Annotated in this window: 16 protein-coding genes; 13 read left to right on the top strand and 3 right to left on the bottom strand. The window is 39.1% G+C overall.

Going from position 1 to position 17,003, the window contains the following annotated elements:
- Positions 1-2: 2 nt before the first annotated feature.
- From GJ691_RS01890 to GJ691_RS01870, 5 genes are all read left to right on the top strand, one after another.
- The gene (locus GJ691_RS01890; RefSeq protein ID WP_154363190.1) at positions 3-446 is read left to right on the top strand and encodes a DUF4199 domain-containing protein; all 444 of its coding nucleotides are present in this window, start codon (positions 3-5) and stop codon (positions 444-446) included.
- Positions 447-584: 138 nt separating this feature from the next.
- Positions 585-1,253, top strand: a complete 669-nt coding sequence (gene rplU, locus GJ691_RS01885) for a 50S ribosomal protein L21 (RefSeq protein ID WP_154363188.1) — start codon at positions 585-587, stop codon at positions 1,251-1,253.
- Between the two features lie 39 nt (positions 1,254-1,292).
- Positions 1,293-1,553: a 50S ribosomal protein L27 gene (rpmA, locus tag GJ691_RS01880; protein WP_154363186.1), complete on the top strand. Its 261-nt coding sequence runs from the start codon at positions 1,293-1,295 to the stop codon at positions 1,551-1,553.
- A gap of 186 nt (positions 1,554-1,739) precedes the next feature.
- Entirely contained in the window at positions 1,740-4,592 is a 2,853-nt protein-coding gene (locus GJ691_RS01875) for a TonB-dependent receptor (protein ID WP_154363184.1), read from the top strand.
- Positions 4,593-4,646: 54 nt separating this feature from the next.
- Positions 4,647-5,660: a phytase gene (locus GJ691_RS01870; RefSeq protein WP_154363182.1), complete on the top strand. Its 1,014-nt coding sequence runs from the start codon at positions 4,647-4,649 to the stop codon at positions 5,658-5,660.
- On the opposite strand, the gene GJ691_RS01865 is transcribed toward GJ691_RS01870, so the two are convergent.
- Positions 5,652-6,173: a 5' nucleotidase, NT5C type gene (locus GJ691_RS01865; RefSeq protein ID WP_154363180.1), complete on the bottom strand. Its 522-nt coding sequence runs from the start codon at positions 6,171-6,173 to the stop codon at positions 5,652-5,654. The genes GJ691_RS01870 and GJ691_RS01865 overlap by 9 nt on opposite strands.
- Before the next feature lie 214 nt (positions 6,174-6,387).
- Between GJ691_RS01865 and GJ691_RS01860 the strand changes: the two genes are divergently transcribed.
- The gene (locus GJ691_RS01860; RefSeq protein ID WP_154363178.1) at positions 6,388-6,912 is read left to right on the top strand and encodes a lipid-binding SYLF domain-containing protein; all 525 of its coding nucleotides are present in this window, start codon (positions 6,388-6,390) and stop codon (positions 6,910-6,912) included.
- 89 nt (positions 6,913-7,001) lie between these two features.
- On the opposite strand, the gene ahcY is transcribed toward GJ691_RS01860, so the two are convergent.
- A complete protein-coding gene (ahcY, locus tag GJ691_RS01855; protein ID WP_154363176.1) occupies positions 7,002-8,318 on the bottom strand; it encodes an adenosylhomocysteinase in 1,317 nt (438 codons plus the stop codon).
- 82 nt (positions 8,319-8,400) lie between these two features.
- Here ahcY and GJ691_RS01850 point away from each other — a divergent pair, with 82 nt between their 5' ends.
- The 7 genes from GJ691_RS01850 to GJ691_RS01820 all read left to right on the top strand — a co-directional run bounded on the left by GJ691_RS01850 (position 8,401) and on the right by GJ691_RS01820 (position 14,293).
- Positions 8,401-9,033 (top strand): 4'-phosphopantetheinyl transferase family protein, encoded by a 633-nt coding sequence (locus GJ691_RS01850; protein ID WP_154363174.1) that lies wholly within the window; start codon positions 8,401-8,403, stop codon positions 9,031-9,033.
- 12 nt (positions 9,034-9,045) lie between these two features.
- Positions 9,046-9,306 carry a thiamine-binding protein gene (locus GJ691_RS01845; RefSeq protein WP_154363172.1) on the top strand — a complete coding sequence of 87 codons (261 nt, stop codon included), beginning with the start codon at positions 9,046-9,048 and terminating at the stop codon, positions 9,304-9,306.
- Positions 9,290-9,928, top strand: a complete 639-nt coding sequence (pnuC, locus tag GJ691_RS01840; protein ID WP_154363170.1) for a nicotinamide riboside transporter PnuC — start codon at positions 9,290-9,292, stop codon at positions 9,926-9,928. Before GJ691_RS01845 ends, pnuC begins: the two co-directional genes overlap by 17 nt.
- Entirely contained in the window at positions 9,883-10,446 is a 564-nt protein-coding gene (locus GJ691_RS01835) for an AAA family ATPase (protein WP_154363168.1), read from the top strand. Before pnuC ends, GJ691_RS01835 begins: the two co-directional genes overlap by 46 nt.
- The gene (locus GJ691_RS01830; RefSeq protein ID WP_154363166.1) at positions 10,443-11,984 is read left to right on the top strand and encodes a DUF4301 family protein; all 1,542 of its coding nucleotides are present in this window, start codon (positions 10,443-10,445) and stop codon (positions 11,982-11,984) included. The genes GJ691_RS01835 and GJ691_RS01830 overlap by 4 nt, the downstream gene beginning before the upstream one ends.
- Positions 11,985-12,193: 209 nt before the next feature.
- On the top strand, positions 12,194-12,493 hold the full coding sequence (locus GJ691_RS01825; protein WP_154363164.1) for a hypothetical protein: 300 nt from the start codon (positions 12,194-12,196) through the stop codon (positions 12,491-12,493).
- Between the two features lie 444 nt (positions 12,494-12,937).
- Complete coding sequence (locus GJ691_RS01820; protein WP_154363162.1) at positions 12,938-14,293, top strand: sigma-54-dependent transcriptional regulator; 1,356 nt, start codon at positions 12,938-12,940, stop codon at positions 14,291-14,293.
- On the opposite strand, the gene GJ691_RS01815 is transcribed toward GJ691_RS01820, so the two are convergent.
- Positions 14,268-16,733 carry a hybrid sensor histidine kinase/response regulator gene (locus GJ691_RS01815; protein ID WP_154363159.1) on the bottom strand — a complete coding sequence of 822 codons (2,466 nt, stop codon included), beginning with the start codon at positions 16,731-16,733 and terminating at the stop codon, positions 14,268-14,270. The two genes, GJ691_RS01820 and GJ691_RS01815, sit on opposite strands and share 26 nt — an antisense overlap.
- Between the last annotated feature and the right edge of the window lie 270 nt (positions 16,734-17,003).

Below are 17,003 nucleotides of genomic sequence, written 5' to 3'. Positions count from 1 at the left end.
CCATGAAGCATTTTGCCTTACCAGTACGTTTCGGAATTGCAACAAGTGGTTGCCTTATCGCTTATTTTCTGATCTTGTCTTTGTTCACCCTACATACCAATGTTTTTTTTAGTGTTTTCAATGGGGTTATTACGGGTTTTGGTATTTATGAGGCCATAAAATTCTTTAAAATTAAAGAAGCTCAACAATTCAATTATGGCAGGGGTTTTACTACGGGAGTGGTAACCGGCGGAGTTGCCTCTGTTTTGTTCACATTGTTCTTTACTTTTTACGCCACCGAAGTAAATACCGAATTTATCAGTGAACTGTCCAGTACTTGGGGTAATGAGATCAAGAATTTTGAAGCAATCGTCTTTTTTACCGTGGCAATAATGGGTTTTGCGACTACTCTTGTAGTAACTTTGGCCATTATGCAATTATTCAAGTCTTCCAAAAGGCGTTTTTGAAAAACCTGAATGGTCTTTGTTAGATTCTATATCTACGCTATTTTTTATTTGCAAATCACTTGTACATTAATGAATTAGCAGTATATTTGCACCCGCCTATGAAAAAAAGTAGGGATAATTAAAAATAATATATACGCTATGTATGCAATTGTAGAGATGGCAGGGCAGCAATTCAAAGTTGCGAAAGACCAGAAAGTATATGTTCACCGTTTGCAAACGGAAGAAGGGAAAAAGGTAACTTTTGACAATGTACTTCTTTTGGATGATGGTAAGAACGTTACTGTTGGCGCCCCAGCTATAGACGGAGCCGCTGTTGAGGCTAAAGTCGTTAAGCACCTTAAAGGTGACAAAGTTATTGTCTTTAAAAAGAAAAGACGTAAAGGGTATGCCGTTAAAAACGGTCATCGCCAATCATTGACTGAAATCGTTGTAGAGAGCATAGTTGCTTCCGGAGCGAAAAAATCGGCCAAGGCAGAGCCAAAGGCAAAAGCAGCTCCAAAGAAGGCAGCCGTGAAAGCTGAAGCCCCTAAAAAGGCTGCACCAAAAAAGGCAGCAACCAAAAAAGCCGATGATTTAAAAAAGGTTGAGGGTATTGGACCTAAAATCGCTGAGACCTTGGTCAATGCAGGGATTTCAACTTTTGCTGAATTGGCAAAATCAACTCCAGAAAAAATCGCAGAGATCATTTCAGATGTTCGGGGTAACCACGTAACCGATACATGGCCGGCACAAGCTAAATTGGCTGCTGAAGGCAAGTGGGACGAGTTGAAAAAATGGCAAGACGAATTAGACGGTGGTAAGGCTTAATTGCCCAACCATTAAGTATAACAATAAAAACCGAAAAAAATGGCTCACAAGAAAGGTGTAGGTAGTTCGAAAAACGGTAGGGAATCAGAATCGAAACGCTTAGGTGTTAAGATATTTGGTGGCCAAGCAGCTATCGCTGGTAATATCATCGTTAGACAACGTGGTACAAAACACAACCCAGGCGAAAACGTTTATGCAGGTAAAGATCATACTTTACATGCGAAAGTAGACGGGATGGTTAAATTCCAAAAGAAAGCAGGAGGAAAATCTTATGTTTCCATTGAGCCTTTTGAGGCTTAATATACTGTCAAGAATTTATATTTGGGCCCTTGCTATTTTATAGCAGGGGCTTTTTGTTATCTGAATGTTAAGTTAGTTTAAAGTTGTTTTTTAAATTGGGATAAATTGATTTTTTCTTAAATATTACCTAACCTGATTATTTGAGGTTTAACAATTTCTTTGTGGTGAATAATCAACCACTAGAAAATGAAAACCTCTTTATTATTTTTTTACCTTTTTTTACCTTTTTGCCTTTTATCACAAACTGGAAATATCCAAGGATCCATTTCAGATGAGAATGGATTGTACTTACCTGGGGCCAGTGTAGTATTGCCTTCAATAAATAAAGGTGCCATTACAGACTTTGACGGCCGATTCACCCTTGTGAACGTACCGGTCGGAACTTATTCTTTAAAGGTCATGTATTTAGGATATAATGATTTAAACCGTGAAATTACGGTAAATGCCAATGAAACAATTGAGGTCGCATTGTTCGTTGAGCCCAAGAATATAGAATTGAACGGTGTTGTTGTCAGTGCTTATGGGTCCGGAGGACAGGCCAAAGCTTTGAACACCCAAAAAAACAACCTTAATATTACCAATGTCGTTTCTACAGACCAAATTGGTAAATTTCCTGATGCAAATATCGGCGATGCCGTAAAAAGGATTCCCGGTATTACCATGCAGGTAGACCAAGGAGAAGCAAGGAACATTATCGTTAGGGGACTTTCCCCCCAATTGAACTCCGTGACCTTAAATGGAAGCCGGGTACCCTCTGCCGAAGGGGATAACAGGAATGTTCAAATGGATCTGATTCCGGCAGACATGATTCAGACCATTGAGGTGAGTAAGGCCGTAACGCCCGATATGGATGGGGATGCGTTGGGTGGATCCGTTAATTTGATTACCAGGACATCACCACAAGGATTCAGGATTTCAACAAATATTGGTTCGGGAATCAATTTTATTACAGACAAGGCTATCTTGAACGGTTCGCTCTTAGTGGGTGACAGAAATGATAATGGTAAGTTTGGATGGATGATTTCCGCCTCTGTAAACGACAATGACTTCGGTTCTGATAATATTGAAGCGGAATGGACCGACGAGTTCGAGTATTATACAGGATCTGATGATGCTGAAGGGGAGCCTATTTTGGAGGAAGTTGAAGTAGATCCTTATGTCAACGTTTTTGAACAACGGGAGTACTTGGTTCAACGTATACGAAGGAGTTTTTCTGTTAATATGGATTATAAATTCGATGCCAACAATACGGTCTTTTTAAAAACCATGTATAACTGGCGCGATGATCGTGAGAATAGATTCCGGTTAGAACATGAAATTTTGGATGGAGAGGATATTGAGTTGGGTGACTTTACCATTACCGATGGGGTGCCTACCAGGTTTCCAGTGGAAGTAAAGAGACAAAGTAAAGGAGGTATCAATAATAGTAGAAACAAAAACCGCAGGCTTGAAGATCAACGTATGCAAAACTACACTTTGGGGGGCGATCACTTATGGGGAGCTTTAAAAGTAGACTGGATGACATCATACGCCAAGGCATCTGAGGAAAGACTCAATGAGCGTTATGCTGAATTTGAATCTGAATACATTGTAAACAACGATGTTTTTAACACACGATATCCAAGATTCTTTGTTGCAGATGCGGATGATGCTGGCCTTGATAATTTTGAATACGGTGAAATAACCGAGGAAAACCAGTATACTGAAGAAGAAGATGTAAACGTATTCGTGAATTTTGAGATTCCGGCAGATTTTTTCGGCAAAGGGGATGGTACGGTTAAATTTGGGGCAAGAGGTAGGTTCAAATCCAAATTAAGGGATAATGACTTTTACGAATTCGATTTGGAAGATGATTACCCTACATTGTCCGCTGTTCCGGTGAAGGATTATAGTGATCCTGATTTTTTGGCAGGAAGTCAATATAAAATAGGTTCGTTTGCTAGTGAGGAATGGTTGGGGAATTTAAATTTGGAAAACGGTGAATCCGTACCTGATGAATTTCTTCGTGCCAATTTTGATGTAAAGGAAGATGTATTTGCCGGTTATGCCATGACCAATCAAAAAATCAGTGATAAAATGGGGGTTTTGGTCGGGGTGCGTTTAGAGGCTACAAAAGTTACGGCAACAGGAAATCAGATAGAGGATGAGGAAAATGTAATCGGGGAGATTACTGAAGAGAACTCCTATGTTAATCTATTACCGGGGGTTCATTTTAAATATGACCTTGATAATAGTACAATTCTTCGCTTTGCATGGACCAACACGCTTGCAAGACCAAATTATGCAGATTTGGTACCTTCCCTTGATATTGTTTCCGGCGACGAGGAGATATATGTAGGTAACCCCGATTTGGAAGCTACTACATCAATGAACTTTGATCTTATGGCAGAGCATTATTTTGAAAGTGTAGGATTGTTGTCCGGAGGTGTTTTCTTCAAGGACATCGATAATTTCATTTATACCTTCCAAGGGGAGACTGTAGATGATTTTTATGGTGAAGGTACCGAAGGATTTGAAATTTATCAACCTTTAAACGGTGAAGGAGCAACGGTTTTTGGTCTGGAATTCGCATTTCAACGTCAGTTGGATTTTCTCCCCGGATTTGCCAAAAACCTGAGTCTATACGTGAACTACACCTATTTAACATCCTCTGCCAATGGCATTAGGAACGAAGATGGGGAAGAACGCGAGGATATAGATCTACCCAATACATCACCCAACATGTTCAATGGGTCATTGGCGTATGCCGACAAAAAATTCAGCGCGCGCTTATCGGCCAATTTCTCGGATAGTTATATCGATGAAATCGGGGGGAATGATTTTGAGGATCGTTATTATGACACTCAAATGTTCTTGGATCTTAATGCATCGTTCAATATCAGTTCCAATTTAAGTATTTATGCCGACCTCAATAACATTACCAATCAGCCACTTCGCTATTTTCAAGGTGTTAAAGAACGTACACAACAAATGGAATTTTATGGGCAACGTTTAACTTTCGGTATTAAATATGACCTGTTTAGAGGCAAGAACAAATAAATCCATTTCCAATTCGTACAATACCATCGGAATTATAATTTTAAATATTAGATAATGAAAAAAGTCTTGTTGGTTTTATTACTGATCACCTTTGCCATAGCCTGTAATCGGAGCAAACTTCCTGCCATTGCCCCGGATGTGATTACCGAGTTTACCTTGAATGATACCGATGACCCTGCTATATGGATTCATCCTGATGATACTTCAAAATCAATCGTATTCGGTACGGATAAAGAATCAAACGGGGCTATTTATGCCTTTGATCTTAATGGGAAGATATTGGAAGACAAGACCATTAGGAATATCGAAAGGCCCAATAATGTTGATATAGAATATGGGTTTCAACTGAACGACTCCACATTGACCGATGTTCTTGTTTTTACCGAGAGGGAAAAACAACAAATACGAATGTTTTCTATTCCCGATATGAAACCTTTGGATAAGGGAGGGTTTCCGGTCTTTGAAGATGAAAGCGTTATAGCACATAGATTGCCAATGGGGGTGGCCCTTTATAAATCTCCCAAGGATTCCCAAGTTTATGCCATAGTGGGGCGAAAGACAGGACCTTCGGATGGTTATCTTTACCAATATCGTTTTTCGTCCGATAGTTTAGGGGTAACATCGGATTTGGTTCGAAAATTCGGAAAATTCAGTGGCGAAAAAGAAATTGAGGCCATTGCCGTTGATGATGAAAAAGGATTTGTCTATTACTCCGACGAAGGGGTTTGTATTCGAAAATATTATGCCGAACCATCTAAAGGAAATGAGGAGATTTCATGTTTTGGCGGGGAGCATTTCATGGCCGATATCGAGGGTATTGCGATTGCCACTTACGAAAACGGTGATGGCTACCTTATTGTTTCCAATCAACAAAAAGGGGAGTTCAATATCTTTTCCAGAAATGCGAACCAATTCGTAAAGGCCGTTAATTTAAGTACGACCGAAACAGACGGCTGCGAAGTGGTCACCGTTCCCTTGAATAATACATTCACCAATGGGCTTTTCGTTGCCATGAACGATGAGAAGAACTTTTATTTCTATGACCTTGGTAAGTTGGGGCTAAAGTAGTTTTTCGGCTATGTCATTCCATGTATCTGCCCTTTCAAAACCATTGGTAAAGGCGTTGTGGGGCGATGAAAATAAGATAGATCTGCCATTGAACATTTCAAGATTGTAACTGCGGTCGTCAATTAAAAGATCTCCGTTCAAAATATGTTTATGTCCGCATAGGATTCTATTTTGCCAAGGAATAAAAGGAAAATGCTCATCTAACCACTCGCTTTTCTCTTCTAACGAATTAGGAAACTGCATGGCCGCCGAGGCAATATACAATTCATGTCTTTCTGATATCTCCTTTAGCACTTCTATACTTCCTTCAATTGGATTAAGGTTTCTAAAGAAACCCCTTCTCGTAGCGTGTTTGCGAATACTATCTTGATGGGCCTTGGGTACCATTTTCCATACATCGGAACCCTTGCACTCCTCAGCCGTAAGGTTTGCACTGAATTCGGCATTGTATATTTCAATATGAGCGCCGTAGGTGTCGGCGATCACTTCATCCATATCTACAAAAATCGTCATATCAAAAAGTTTAGTGCGAAGTACCGAAAAAATAGCTTCACCTAAAAATGATTCTAAAAAGTTAATCCATTCATAATACGATATCTGATTTTCAAAATAAAAGCATGTTCAATGGTGGGTTCTAATTAACATATTCTTATGTATCCGAATATATCTATTTAACATATTGCGTTATATCTTTGATGTAATAATTTTAACGGTTAATATTATGAAAATGTTCAAATTAATGGCTGCAATGGCCATGATATTGGTCATGGGCGTTGCTACAGGACAGACTCGGAGCGAGAAGAAACTTATGCAGGATGCAACAAAGGCGAAGAAAACCATGTTGAAAACAGATGCGAGCTTGGAGAAGTTTTTTGACTCATCTGCGGGGTATGTCATTTTTCCCAATGTAGGTAAAGGTGGTTTCATTATCGGTGGTGCATCGGGAAATGGGGTGGTTTATGAAAATGGGGAGGTTGTTGGTATGGCCGACCTTAAAAAATTGAATATTGGATTACAGGCCGGTGGTCAGGCGATTATCGAAGTGATATTTTTTGAAACACCTGTAGATTTGGCAAGGTTCAAGGAAGGTAAATTCCAATTCGCGGCTGAAGCCTCAGCAGTGGCTTTAAAATCGGGAATAGCGGTCAATGCGAAATACAAAGACGGTGTAGCCGTGTTTGCCTTACCAAAGGCTGGTTTAATGGCCGATGCATCAGTAGGGGGACAAAAATTCAGTTACGATCCTTTCTAAAAAAATAATTAATGCATAAAAAAAACCTTGTTCCAACGGAGCAAGGTTTTTTTATTTATTATACGCTTCTAAAACACATTTCAATATTACTAGTACCTGTAATAATCAGGTTTAAAAGGACCTTCTACGGTAACCCCGATATATTTGGCCTGGTCTTCACGAAGTTCCGTTAGTTCCGCACCTAACCTGGACAGGTGTAATTTAGCTACTTTTTCATCTAAATGCTTAGGTAACATATATACCTTGTTTTCATAAGAACTACTATTTTTCCATAGTTCAATCTGTGCCAAAGTCTGGTTGGTGAAAGAGTTGCTCATTACAAAACTAGGGTGGCCAGTGGCACAACCAAGGTTTACCAAACGACCTTCGGCCAATACGATGACATCTTTACCGTCAATGGTATATTTGTCTACTTGGGGTTTGATCTCATCCTTGGTGTTTCCGTAATTAGAATTCAACCAAGCCATATCGATCTCATTATCAAAATGCCCGATATTACAAACGATCACTTTATCGCGCATAGCTTTAAAATGCTCTCCCCTGATAATGTCCTTGTTTCCGGTGGTGGTTATTATCACATCTGCCTTACCTACAACATTTTCCAACTTCTTTACCTCAAAACCATCCATACAAGCCTGTAGGGCACAAATGGGGTCTATTTCGGTAACTGTTACGATTGCTCCCGCACCTTTAAAAGAGGCAGCTGTACCTTTACCAACATCGCCATATCCGGCTACGACTACGCGTTTACCGGCCAACATGGTGTCGGTAGCCCTACGAATGGCATCTACGGCACTTTCACGGCATCCGTATTTATTGTCGAATTTTGATTTGGTTACAGAATCGTTCACATTGATCGCAGGCATGGGCAAGGTGCCATTTTTAACCCTTTCATATAATCGGTGAACTCCGGTTGTCGTTTCTTCGGACAATCCTTTTACGGCTGATGCAAGTTCAGGATATTTGTCCAAAACCATATTTGTAAGGTCACCACCATCATCAAGTATCATATTCAAAGGTTGGCGTTCTTCTCCAAAGAACAAAGTTTGTTCTATACACCAATCGAATTCTTCTTCGTTCATTCCTTTCCACGCATAAACAGGAACACCTGCAGCGGCTATAGCGGCAGCGGCATGGTCCTGGGTAGAGAAAATGTTGCAAGAACTCCATGTAACATCGGCACCAAGCGCTACTAAGGTCTCGATCAAGACGGCAGTTTGTATGGTCATATGCAGGCAGCCTGCAATTCGCGATCCTTTAAGAGGTTGCTCATCTTTATATTCTTTCCGAAGTGCCATAAGCCCTGGCATTTCTGCTTCAGCCAAAGTAATTTCTTTTCTTCCCCAATTCGCAAGGGTAATATCTTTTACCTTATAAGGCACATATGAAACGGTTTTGGTAGCCATATCCTTTTTTCTTTTTACTTTCGTTGTTAACTATTGCTCTTTTTTTTCGAATCGCAAAGTTACGAATATCCTAAATAACAACATGCCTCTTTACAAGACAATACAAGTTAGTCCTTTAATCAAAGTATATATTTGGAAGATAGAAGAAACCGAAGCCGAGCTTTCAAAGGCGGTTGAGCTTACTGAGCATTGTCAAAACCGTATGGATGGCATGAAATCCGAATTGCACCGTAAGGGCTTTTTAAGTATTCGGCATTTAATGGCCGAGGCCGGTTATGAAGACAAGGACCTGTATTATGACAAGGTGGGTAAACCGCATCTGTATGACGGTAACCATATCAGTATAACACATTCGCATCATTTTACCGGGATTATCGTGAGTAAAGGGAAAGAAGTGGGAATAGATATTGAAATGCAACGGGATCTAATCACTCGGATAGCACATAAATTCACACCGACAGAGGCTTATTCCCATATTAAGGACAGGAAAGACCTTGTTCGGAAATATACCGTTATTTGGGGCTGTAAAGAATCACTCTATAAAATCTTTGCCACTATCGGATTAAGTTTCTTGAACCATATTTACATTCATGATTTTGAGTTTTCGGACGAAATGCTAGAAGGGGAGATAACCTATAAGGGCAAGACGTCTTTTTATATATTAAAATTTTTAGAGTTTGAAGGGTTTACATGCGTGTACGCCACAAGTAAATAATTATCACATACTATGGAAATATCAGTTGAGCTTACTTTTTCGCCCCTGCAGGATGATTTTGAACAGCATATCATCAACTTTATCAAACAATTAAGGGGGTCCGGACTCACGGTTTTGGAGAATCCTTTAAGTACCCAGGTATATGGGCCTTATGATGAAGTGATGAAGGTTTTGAACACCGAGATAAAGACAGCATTTGAGTTAATGGATCGCGGTCTGCTCTATATGAAATTGGTAAAATCTGACCGTAGCGCGTATGAGCCCCATTTTTGATTTTTTTTTCGGTCAGTATGCCGACTATGAAACTTATTATATTGTTTTGGAGATTGTTGCCGTAATATTCGGTCTACTTTCCGTTTGGTTCTCAAAGCAGAACAATATTTGGGTGTACCCAACAGGGTTGATCAGCACCTCGATTTATGTATATCTTCTTTTTAAATGGGGATTGATCGGGGATATGATGATCAATGGGTATTACTTTATTATGAGCGTTTATGGTTGGTATGTTTGGACAAGAAAAGTAGACGACTCGCACTTTACCCCAATTACCAAAACAACGAAAAAGGAACATAAGATTTCAGTTTTGATCTTTATTTCCACTCTGGCCTTTGTATTTGTGGTTTATCAAATGTTCGATAAATGGACAAGTTGGACGGCTTATGTAGATACCGTAACAACGGCCGTGTTTTTTGTTGGAATGTGGCTAATGGCAAAGCGAAAAATCGAAAATTGGTTATATTGGATCGTAGGGGATATTATTTCAGTGCCCCTTTATTTTTATAAAGGATTTACCTTTACCAGTTTTCAATATCTTATATTCACGATTATAGCTATATTCGGTTACCTCGCATGGAAGAAAAATTTAGACAGCAGCCCGCTGATATTGTCAAAGTAGTTTTATTCGGTCCTGAATCTACAGGAAAAACCACCCTCTCGGAACAATTGGCCCGCCATTATCACTCAGTATGGGTACCCGAATACGCCAGGGAGTATTTACAGGACAAATGGAACAATGAACGAAAAACATGCGAACCCGATGACCTACTTCCCATAGCGGAAGGTCAAATGCGTCTGGAAAATGATTTGGCCCAAAAAGCGACGAATGTCCTTATTTGTGATACGGATTTGTTGGAGACCAAAGTCTATTCAGAAGCTTATTATCTTGGGTATTGTGACCCAATGCTCGAGAAGTACGCCTTGGAGAACCAATACGATCTTTATTTCCTTACTTATATCGATATTCCTTGGGAGAAAGACGACCTTAGGGACAAGCCCAATGAACGTGAACGAATGTTTTTGTATTTTAAAGAGACTCTTGAAAAATATAACAGGAATTTTGTTACCTTAAAAGGGGATAAAACAACCCGTTTAAAAACAGCAGTGGAACATATTGATAATCTATTGAATAAATGATACAACTTACCGAGAACGACTTAGAACAAATTGCTGCAAAAGGCATAACGAAAGAGAAGGTCAAAAACCAGATAGAGATATTCAAAGAAGGTATACCCTTTGTGCATTTAGTGAATGCCGCTGTAGTGGGCGAGGGTATCCGAAAATTTACTACCCGGGAACAAAATTCACTCATCGGCACTTTTGATGAGAAAAAAAATGGCCTTTCATTACTCAAATTCGTGCCTGCTTCCGGAGCGGCATCAAGGATGTTCAAGGCCTTATTCAATTTCTTGGACGCCTATGATCCTAAAAAAGAGAGCTTAAATGCCTATTTTAAGCGTACGAATGATACTGCTTTGAAGAAATTCAGCGAGGGATTAAAAGATTTTCCATTTTACAAAAAGGTACAGGAGAGAATTAAGGGAAAAGCGGCCAACAGTGATGAGGAGTTGTATCTTTTCGTAAAGGAAATGATGTCCGAGGAAGGCCTCAACTACGGCTTTTACCCTAAAGGACTTTTACCTTTTCATGATTATGGCAGTCATTCCGCCACCCCTTTTGAGAAACATTTAAAAGAAGCGGCCAATTATGCCAAGGTCGATGGGGAAGCCAATTTGCATTTCACCATTTCCGAGCAACATATTGGATTGTTCACCAAGGAGTACAGTGCGGTAAATGAAAGACTTTCCAAGGCGACGAATACTGTTTTCAATGTAACTTATTCGTACCAAAAAGGATCAACGGATACCATTGCGGTTGATATGGAGAATAACCCTTTCAGAAATTCTGACGGATCGCTTCTTTTTAGACCTGGCGGTCATGGGGCGTTGATAGAGAACCTGAATGAAGAGGAAGCCGATATCATCTTCATCAAGAATATCGACAACGTAGTAGTGCCCAAAGTGCAGGAAGAGCTTGTCAATAGCAAAAAAATGTTGGCAGGTCTACTTTTGCAAGTGCAGGAAAAAGCCTTTGCCTATGCCGAAAAAATCGATAATGAAGAATTAACCGCTGAGATGATGCTCGAGATAAAGGAGTTTCTGGAAAACGAACTCAATGTTCGTTTTGTAGATAAATATCCGAGTTTTAGCATTGGTGAACAGATTGAAATATTAAAGGATAAGATCAATAGGCCCATTCGTATATGTGGTATGGTAAAAAACGAGGGAGAACCCGGTGGTGGTCCTTTTTGGATCAAGAATGCACATAACCATGTCTCGTTACAGATCATTGAATCGGCCCAAATAGATATGTCCAATCCAAAACAAGTGGAAATCCTGAAAAATGCAACCCACTTTAATCCTGTAGATTTGGTATGTGGGGTAAAGAACTATAAAGGGGAAAAGTACAATCTACTTAATTATGTAGATCATAAGCAAGGGTTTATCACTGAAAAAACAAAAGAAGGCAAAGCTTTAAAAGCTTTGGAACTTCCAGGCCTTTGGAATGGTGCCATGGCGTATTGGAACACCATTTTCGTAGAGGTACCCTTGGCAACCTTTAATCCGGTAAAAACGGTGAACGACTTATTAAAGCCCACACATCAGGTTTCTTGATGCCGGCAAAACCAATTTAATATCCAAAAAAGTGTATAATTTTTATACACTTTTTTTTATTTGGGCACATTTTTATACACATTGATTTTTAATCGGAATACTGTAGTTGCTTATAATACAGTTGATTGAATGTCTAGAGTGCGTCTTGGCGATTTTGGCATTGTTTTGACTTAGTAATAGTCAAGAATGTTTAATTAAAAATTATAAAAATGAAAAAATTAGTTTTAGCAACAGCATTGGCTTTAGGAGGATTATCATTAGGAACTGCGGCTACGCCAATATTCCATGATGGAATTATGGATGAAGTTCTTGTTCAGGATTTCACCGAAATAGAAATTTCTGAAGTCCCTGAAGCCGTAACCAGCGCTTTGGCAGAAGCATATCCTGAAGTAACCCTGGTCAAGGCATATAAAAATGGAGAAGAGCAATATAAATTGGAAGTTTCTTCTGAAGATGGAAGTACTACCGAATTGTTCGCCGATACCGAAGGTAATTGGTTAGAAATGTAAGAAGCCTTTTTTTGGGCACCCCGAATTTTACATGCAAAGTAATATAGCACACTAACTATTGACTATAAATGGCATGGGAACATGTTATCTGTAGTAGGGTAGGGTTCATAGATCTTAATGCTCTACCATAACGAATTGTATAATTCATTTATTTGGTTGGTAAAGGGGAACTGCTTCGGCAGTTCCCTTTTTAAGTAAATGTTTCTTGATTGGGAAAGGTACGGTATAAAGAACACAGACAGGTTTTAAGAATGGAAATACGGTAATTTTTGTTTCGTTTGTTTGGTCGTAAAAAAGGCAGCATTTTGCTGCCTTTTTCTATTGCCCAATTTTGATATCTATGTTTTCACTATATATAAGGAATCAATTGGTTTAAGAGAATTTTAAAATAATTGTAGCCTATCTTATGGTATTTTTACGTAGATACCTATAATGAACAATGTTATGCCCAAAATCCTGATTATTGAAGATGATACTTCATTTGCCCAAATGTTGCAAAAATTCTTAAATCGAAAGGGCTATGAGGTGGAAATCGGATTCACGGTAAAGGAAGGGAAGTTAAAATTGAAACAAACAGATTTTGACTTATTGTTGACCGACCTCAGATTGCCAGATGCAGAGGGGATAGAATTGATTTCTGGGTTACATAAAAATATACCTGTCATTATTATGACAGGGTATGCAGAGGTAAGCTCAGCTGTAAATGCAATGAAAAAGGGGGCTTTTGATTATATTTCAAAGCCTTTTACCCCAGATGCGGTTTTAACGATTATAAACACTGCGTTAGGTCCTGACACTGCAGTACGTCCTGAACAAGATAAAGTAACGGAACCTAAACGAAACCAAGGGAATCAGAGCCAGTCTGCCTCGATAAGTGATCACCTTGAATTAATAAGTCCGGCTTCAAAAAAACTGGAAGAATATATAGGCCTTGTTGCGCCAACTGATATGTCCGTATTGATTACGGGAGAAAGTGGTACGGGTAAGGAAGTTACCGCGAAGTCGATACATGACCGTAGTAAAAGATGTAATCACCCTTTTATTGCGGTAGATTGTGGGGCCATTCCCAAAGAATTGGCATCGAGTGAGTTCTTCGGACATTTAAAAGGAAGTTTTACAGGAGCGATCAATGACAAGACTGGTACGTTCGAAGCCGCAAATGGAGGAACACTCTTTCTTGATGAAGTAGGAAACTTACCGTATGACAATCAAATTCAGTTACTACGGGCACTGCAGGAACGTAGAATCAGACGCATAGGCAGTACTAGTGAAATAGATGTTGATGTTCGGATATTGACGGCGACCAATGAAGATTTGAAGGTTGCTGTAAAAGAGGGTAAATTTAGGGAGGATCTATATCATAGACTCAATGAGTTTTCACTTCAGATTCCATCTTTGACAGATAGACAAGGTGATCTGGCAATTTTCGCGGAACATTTTTTAAAAACTTCAAATGAACGTCTGAATAAGCAGATCACGGGATTTACAAATGAGGTCTGGGGTGTATTGGAAACCTATGCTTGGCCGGGTAATATTCGGGAATTACAAAATGTTATTCAACGTGCCGTGCTATTGACCCAGGAAGAGGAAATCGCAATAGAAGCTTTACCTACTGAAATTATAGAGCCGACTTTCACAAAAGGGAGCAATGCGGATTTTTCTAAGTCAGATTTTGAAAAGGAACAAATAATAAAGGCTTTAAAACGTACCAATTATAATAAATCAAAGGCTGCGAAGATGCTTCAGGTAACACGAAAGACCTTGTACAATAGAATTAGCCAATATGGTCTGGATGTTTAGCCAAGCGTTCGTTTAATGCCTTTAGAAGTGCTGAAATATGTGGTTTAAGATTTTCATATGTCTTGTTTAAATCTAAAGAACCGTATGGGTCGTTCTCAAGACCGTCCAGCAAATTGACGCAGGGCGTTGCTTCCAATTGCCTGAGCATCGGAAGCATTTTGTGGGCTATCTTTTGGCTTAGGTCATAATCGGTATATCTTACCGCATCTTTTAATTTTTGCAAGTTTTTCTCAGTATCGGCTATGAACGTATATAATATTTCGTTTATTGATTTTTCATCATCGCCCAAAAATGAACGAAGGATCTTTAAACTATATAAAGGATGCTTTTCTTCTGTCTTAAGTGATTTGTCATTAGTTGGGTGCTTTGCCATTTCCTTATTGGTCTTTAGGGAGGTTACGGCATTTAACAACACCGCGTTGGAAAATGGTTTTTGAAGCACCGTGTGAAAACCATGGGAAAGGTAAAGCTGTTTTTTTAGATCCTTTCTTCCTGTCATGGCGATAATGGGTTGGCCGTAGTAATGACCGTACTTACCCGATTTTAATCGGGTAAGTACCTCAAAACCGGTAGTGGAAGGCATTTCTATATCTGTAAGAACCACTTCATACTCCAAACCGTTCTTTGGTAGGGTTTCGAAGTCGGTGCATAATATAGGTTCAATATTTTCCGATTTAAGATATTCACCTATCATTCGTATAAATGATGAGTCATCATCAATAATGAGTATTCCGAACCTATTTTGGTAGGTTTCTTTTCGAGAAGAACCAATTTGCGAAATCGTGGCCTTTTCAAATATGACCGGAAACATTATGGAAAAGGTGCTGCCATGGCCTACAGTGCTTTTTAAAGTCATTTCACCTCCTAATAACTCTACGATTTTTTTTGAAATGGTAAGTCCCAATCCGTATCCCCCATATTTTTTCTCCGTACCTATTTCTGCCTGCGTAAATTCCTGGAATATCAATTCCTGCTTTTCCTTACTAATACCTATTCCTGTATCGGTAATCTGTATTTGGGCCCAATTTTCCGAAGGGGCTTTTTTCAAAAGATCTGCCTTTATGGTTATGCTTCCCTTTTCGGTGAATTTAAAGGCATTGCCCAAAAGGTTGTTGATAATCTGTCGCATGCGAACGGGGTCTCCTAAAATAGGATGCCCAAATTCGGCACTAACATCTAAGTTCAGGGAGATATCCTTGTTGGCATATTGATCGGAAAGATTTTGGGTAGTTTCCTTTATCAGCTGTGAAAGGTTGAAAGGTGTTTTTTCGATATTAATTTTACCGGCTTCAAGCCTTGAAAAATCCAATAGGTCGTTAACTAGATTATTCACATAAAAAGATGCTGATTTTATTTGGGTAATATATTGGTTCTGTTCTGGCGAAAGCCCTGTTTTTTCCATGATTTCTGAATATCCGGTTATTGTATTCAAAGGAGTTCTAAGGTCATGGCTAACTGTTGTTATCAGTTGTTCCCTGCTTTTCAGTAATGATTCGGAGTACTTTTTTTCCTTTTCTAGCTTTTGTCGGTATAAATTGGCTTTCCAGAAGTCGCGATTAATGATGAAAGTAAAAATTCCTACCACTAGAAAGCCCAATAAGGCGGCAATTACCGCCAATTGGGTACTTCGTTTCAATGCCGCTTCTTTATTAATGTTATCATTGATGCTATTCGCTAAAATCTCTTTTTCCAGATTGGTGATTATATTTCGTAATTGTTGGGAAAGCTCCATGTCCGTTTTATTGATCTTCAGCTCTTGACTGGTAAGGGAGTTTTCTTTTGTCGTATTGTCGGTCCTGATTTCTTTTAGAAGGTCTTTTGAGATCTGTAAGATAGAATCTATTTTTTTAGACCTGTCTACCTCCTTTCCATCAGAAGGGATATTCTCATTCAAATAGCTGGCCATTTTGCGAATGGATTCTTGGGCCTTTGGAGGTAGGTTCTCAAGATTTGGGGCCAAGTTTTCAGCCGTGATAATACCTAGGGAAGCTTCCATTTTTGTGAGTTCGTCCAAGGCGTGGTTAATAGATTTCCCCGTCTGGTTTTTAACCCTTAATTTTCTTAGGGCATCGTTGTTGGCGACTTTTTTTTCCAACAAAAAACATAAACTGTTCAATAAGGAATCTTGGTATTCACTTTCCGATAGGTAAATTAAAGTTTCGATTTCGGTGAATATCGAATCTATTTTTTGGGAGTATGCATTTAAGTTCTTCTTTTCGGGGGATTGTATGGCGAGTTTGGATAAACCTTCCGCTTCATATAAACTGCTAAGTAAGGTGCTTGTTTTCAGTAATTTGACTTCATTTTGGTCAAACGAGTCGTTTGACACGTAATCCTTTATTTCCGAAAAAATATAAAATGATGCTATTGTAGCGAGAAGTATTAGCAGAAGATAACTGAGAATGATCTTTAGGGTGAATTTGTTTTTGGTTTTTTCCATATGACATAGCGATTACCATAAATACGTTCAAACCTCAATCAAAAGTTCATAAAAAGTGTTAATGTCATTACAAGTGCCGTACGGTAAGCAGTGTTGGTTTTTTTTGATTTTTTACATGAAAAATTGAAAAGGCTGTATTACATTTGCACCATCTCAAAGGGGTGCTTGTTCCTATTAATTAGGATAAGCTGAGATTATACCCAACGAACCTGGGCAGGTAATGCTGCCAAGGGAGGCAAAGGTTGCCATTTGGAATTTCATAACGTTTCC

Origin of the sequence: Maribacter luteus (assembly GCF_009674825.1) — a bacterium.
GTDB lineage: Bacteria > Bacteroidota > Bacteroidia > Flavobacteriales > Flavobacteriaceae > Maribacter_A > Maribacter_A luteus.
This window is presented reverse-complemented; position numbering and strand designations above follow the sequence as displayed.

Bases quoted from the DNA above. Each gene is read 5' to 3' on its own strand.
- ahcY (WP_154363176.1), bottom strand. From the start codon at position 8,318: ATGGCTACCAAAACCGTTTCATATGTGCCTTATAAGGTAAAAGATATT.
- GJ691_RS01835 (WP_154363168.1), top strand. From the start codon at position 9,883: ATGGAAGAAAAATTTAGACAGCAGCCCGCTGATATTGTCAAAGTAGTT.
- GJ691_RS01875 (WP_154363184.1), top strand. From the start codon at position 1,740: ATGAAAACCTCTTTATTATTTTTTTACCTTTTTTTACCTTTTTGCCTT.
- GJ691_RS01890 (WP_154363190.1), top strand. From the start codon at position 3: ATGAAGCATTTTGCCTTACCAGTACGTTTCGGAATTGCAACAAGTGGT.
- GJ691_RS01825 (WP_154363164.1), top strand. From the start codon at position 12,194: ATGAAAAAATTAGTTTTAGCAACAGCATTGGCTTTAGGAGGATTATCA.
- GJ691_RS01815 (WP_154363159.1), bottom strand. From the start codon at position 16,733: ATGGAAAAAACCAAAAACAAATTCACCCTAAAGATCATTCTCAGTTAT.
- GJ691_RS01845 (WP_154363172.1), top strand. From the start codon at position 9,046: ATGGAAATATCAGTTGAGCTTACTTTTTCGCCCCTGCAGGATGATTTT.
- GJ691_RS01865 (WP_154363180.1), bottom strand. From the start codon at position 6,173: ATGACGATTTTTGTAGATATGGATGAAGTGATCGCCGACACCTACGGC.
- pnuC (WP_154363170.1), top strand. From the start codon at position 9,290: ATGAGCCCCATTTTTGATTTTTTTTTCGGTCAGTATGCCGACTATGAA.
- GJ691_RS01820 (WP_154363162.1), top strand. From the start codon at position 12,938: ATGCCCAAAATCCTGATTATTGAAGATGATACTTCATTTGCCCAAATG.
- rpmA (WP_154363186.1), top strand. From the start codon at position 1,293: ATGGCTCACAAGAAAGGTGTAGGTAGTTCGAAAAACGGTAGGGAATCA.
- GJ691_RS01860 (WP_154363178.1), top strand. From the start codon at position 6,388: ATGTTCAAATTAATGGCTGCAATGGCCATGATATTGGTCATGGGCGTT.
- GJ691_RS01870 (WP_154363182.1), top strand. From the start codon at position 4,647: ATGAAAAAAGTCTTGTTGGTTTTATTACTGATCACCTTTGCCATAGCC.
- rplU (WP_154363188.1), top strand. From the start codon at position 585: ATGTATGCAATTGTAGAGATGGCAGGGCAGCAATTCAAAGTTGCGAAA.
- GJ691_RS01850 (WP_154363174.1), top strand. From the start codon at position 8,401: ATGCCTCTTTACAAGACAATACAAGTTAGTCCTTTAATCAAAGTATAT.
- GJ691_RS01830 (WP_154363166.1), top strand. From the start codon at position 10,443: ATGATACAACTTACCGAGAACGACTTAGAACAAATTGCTGCAAAAGGC.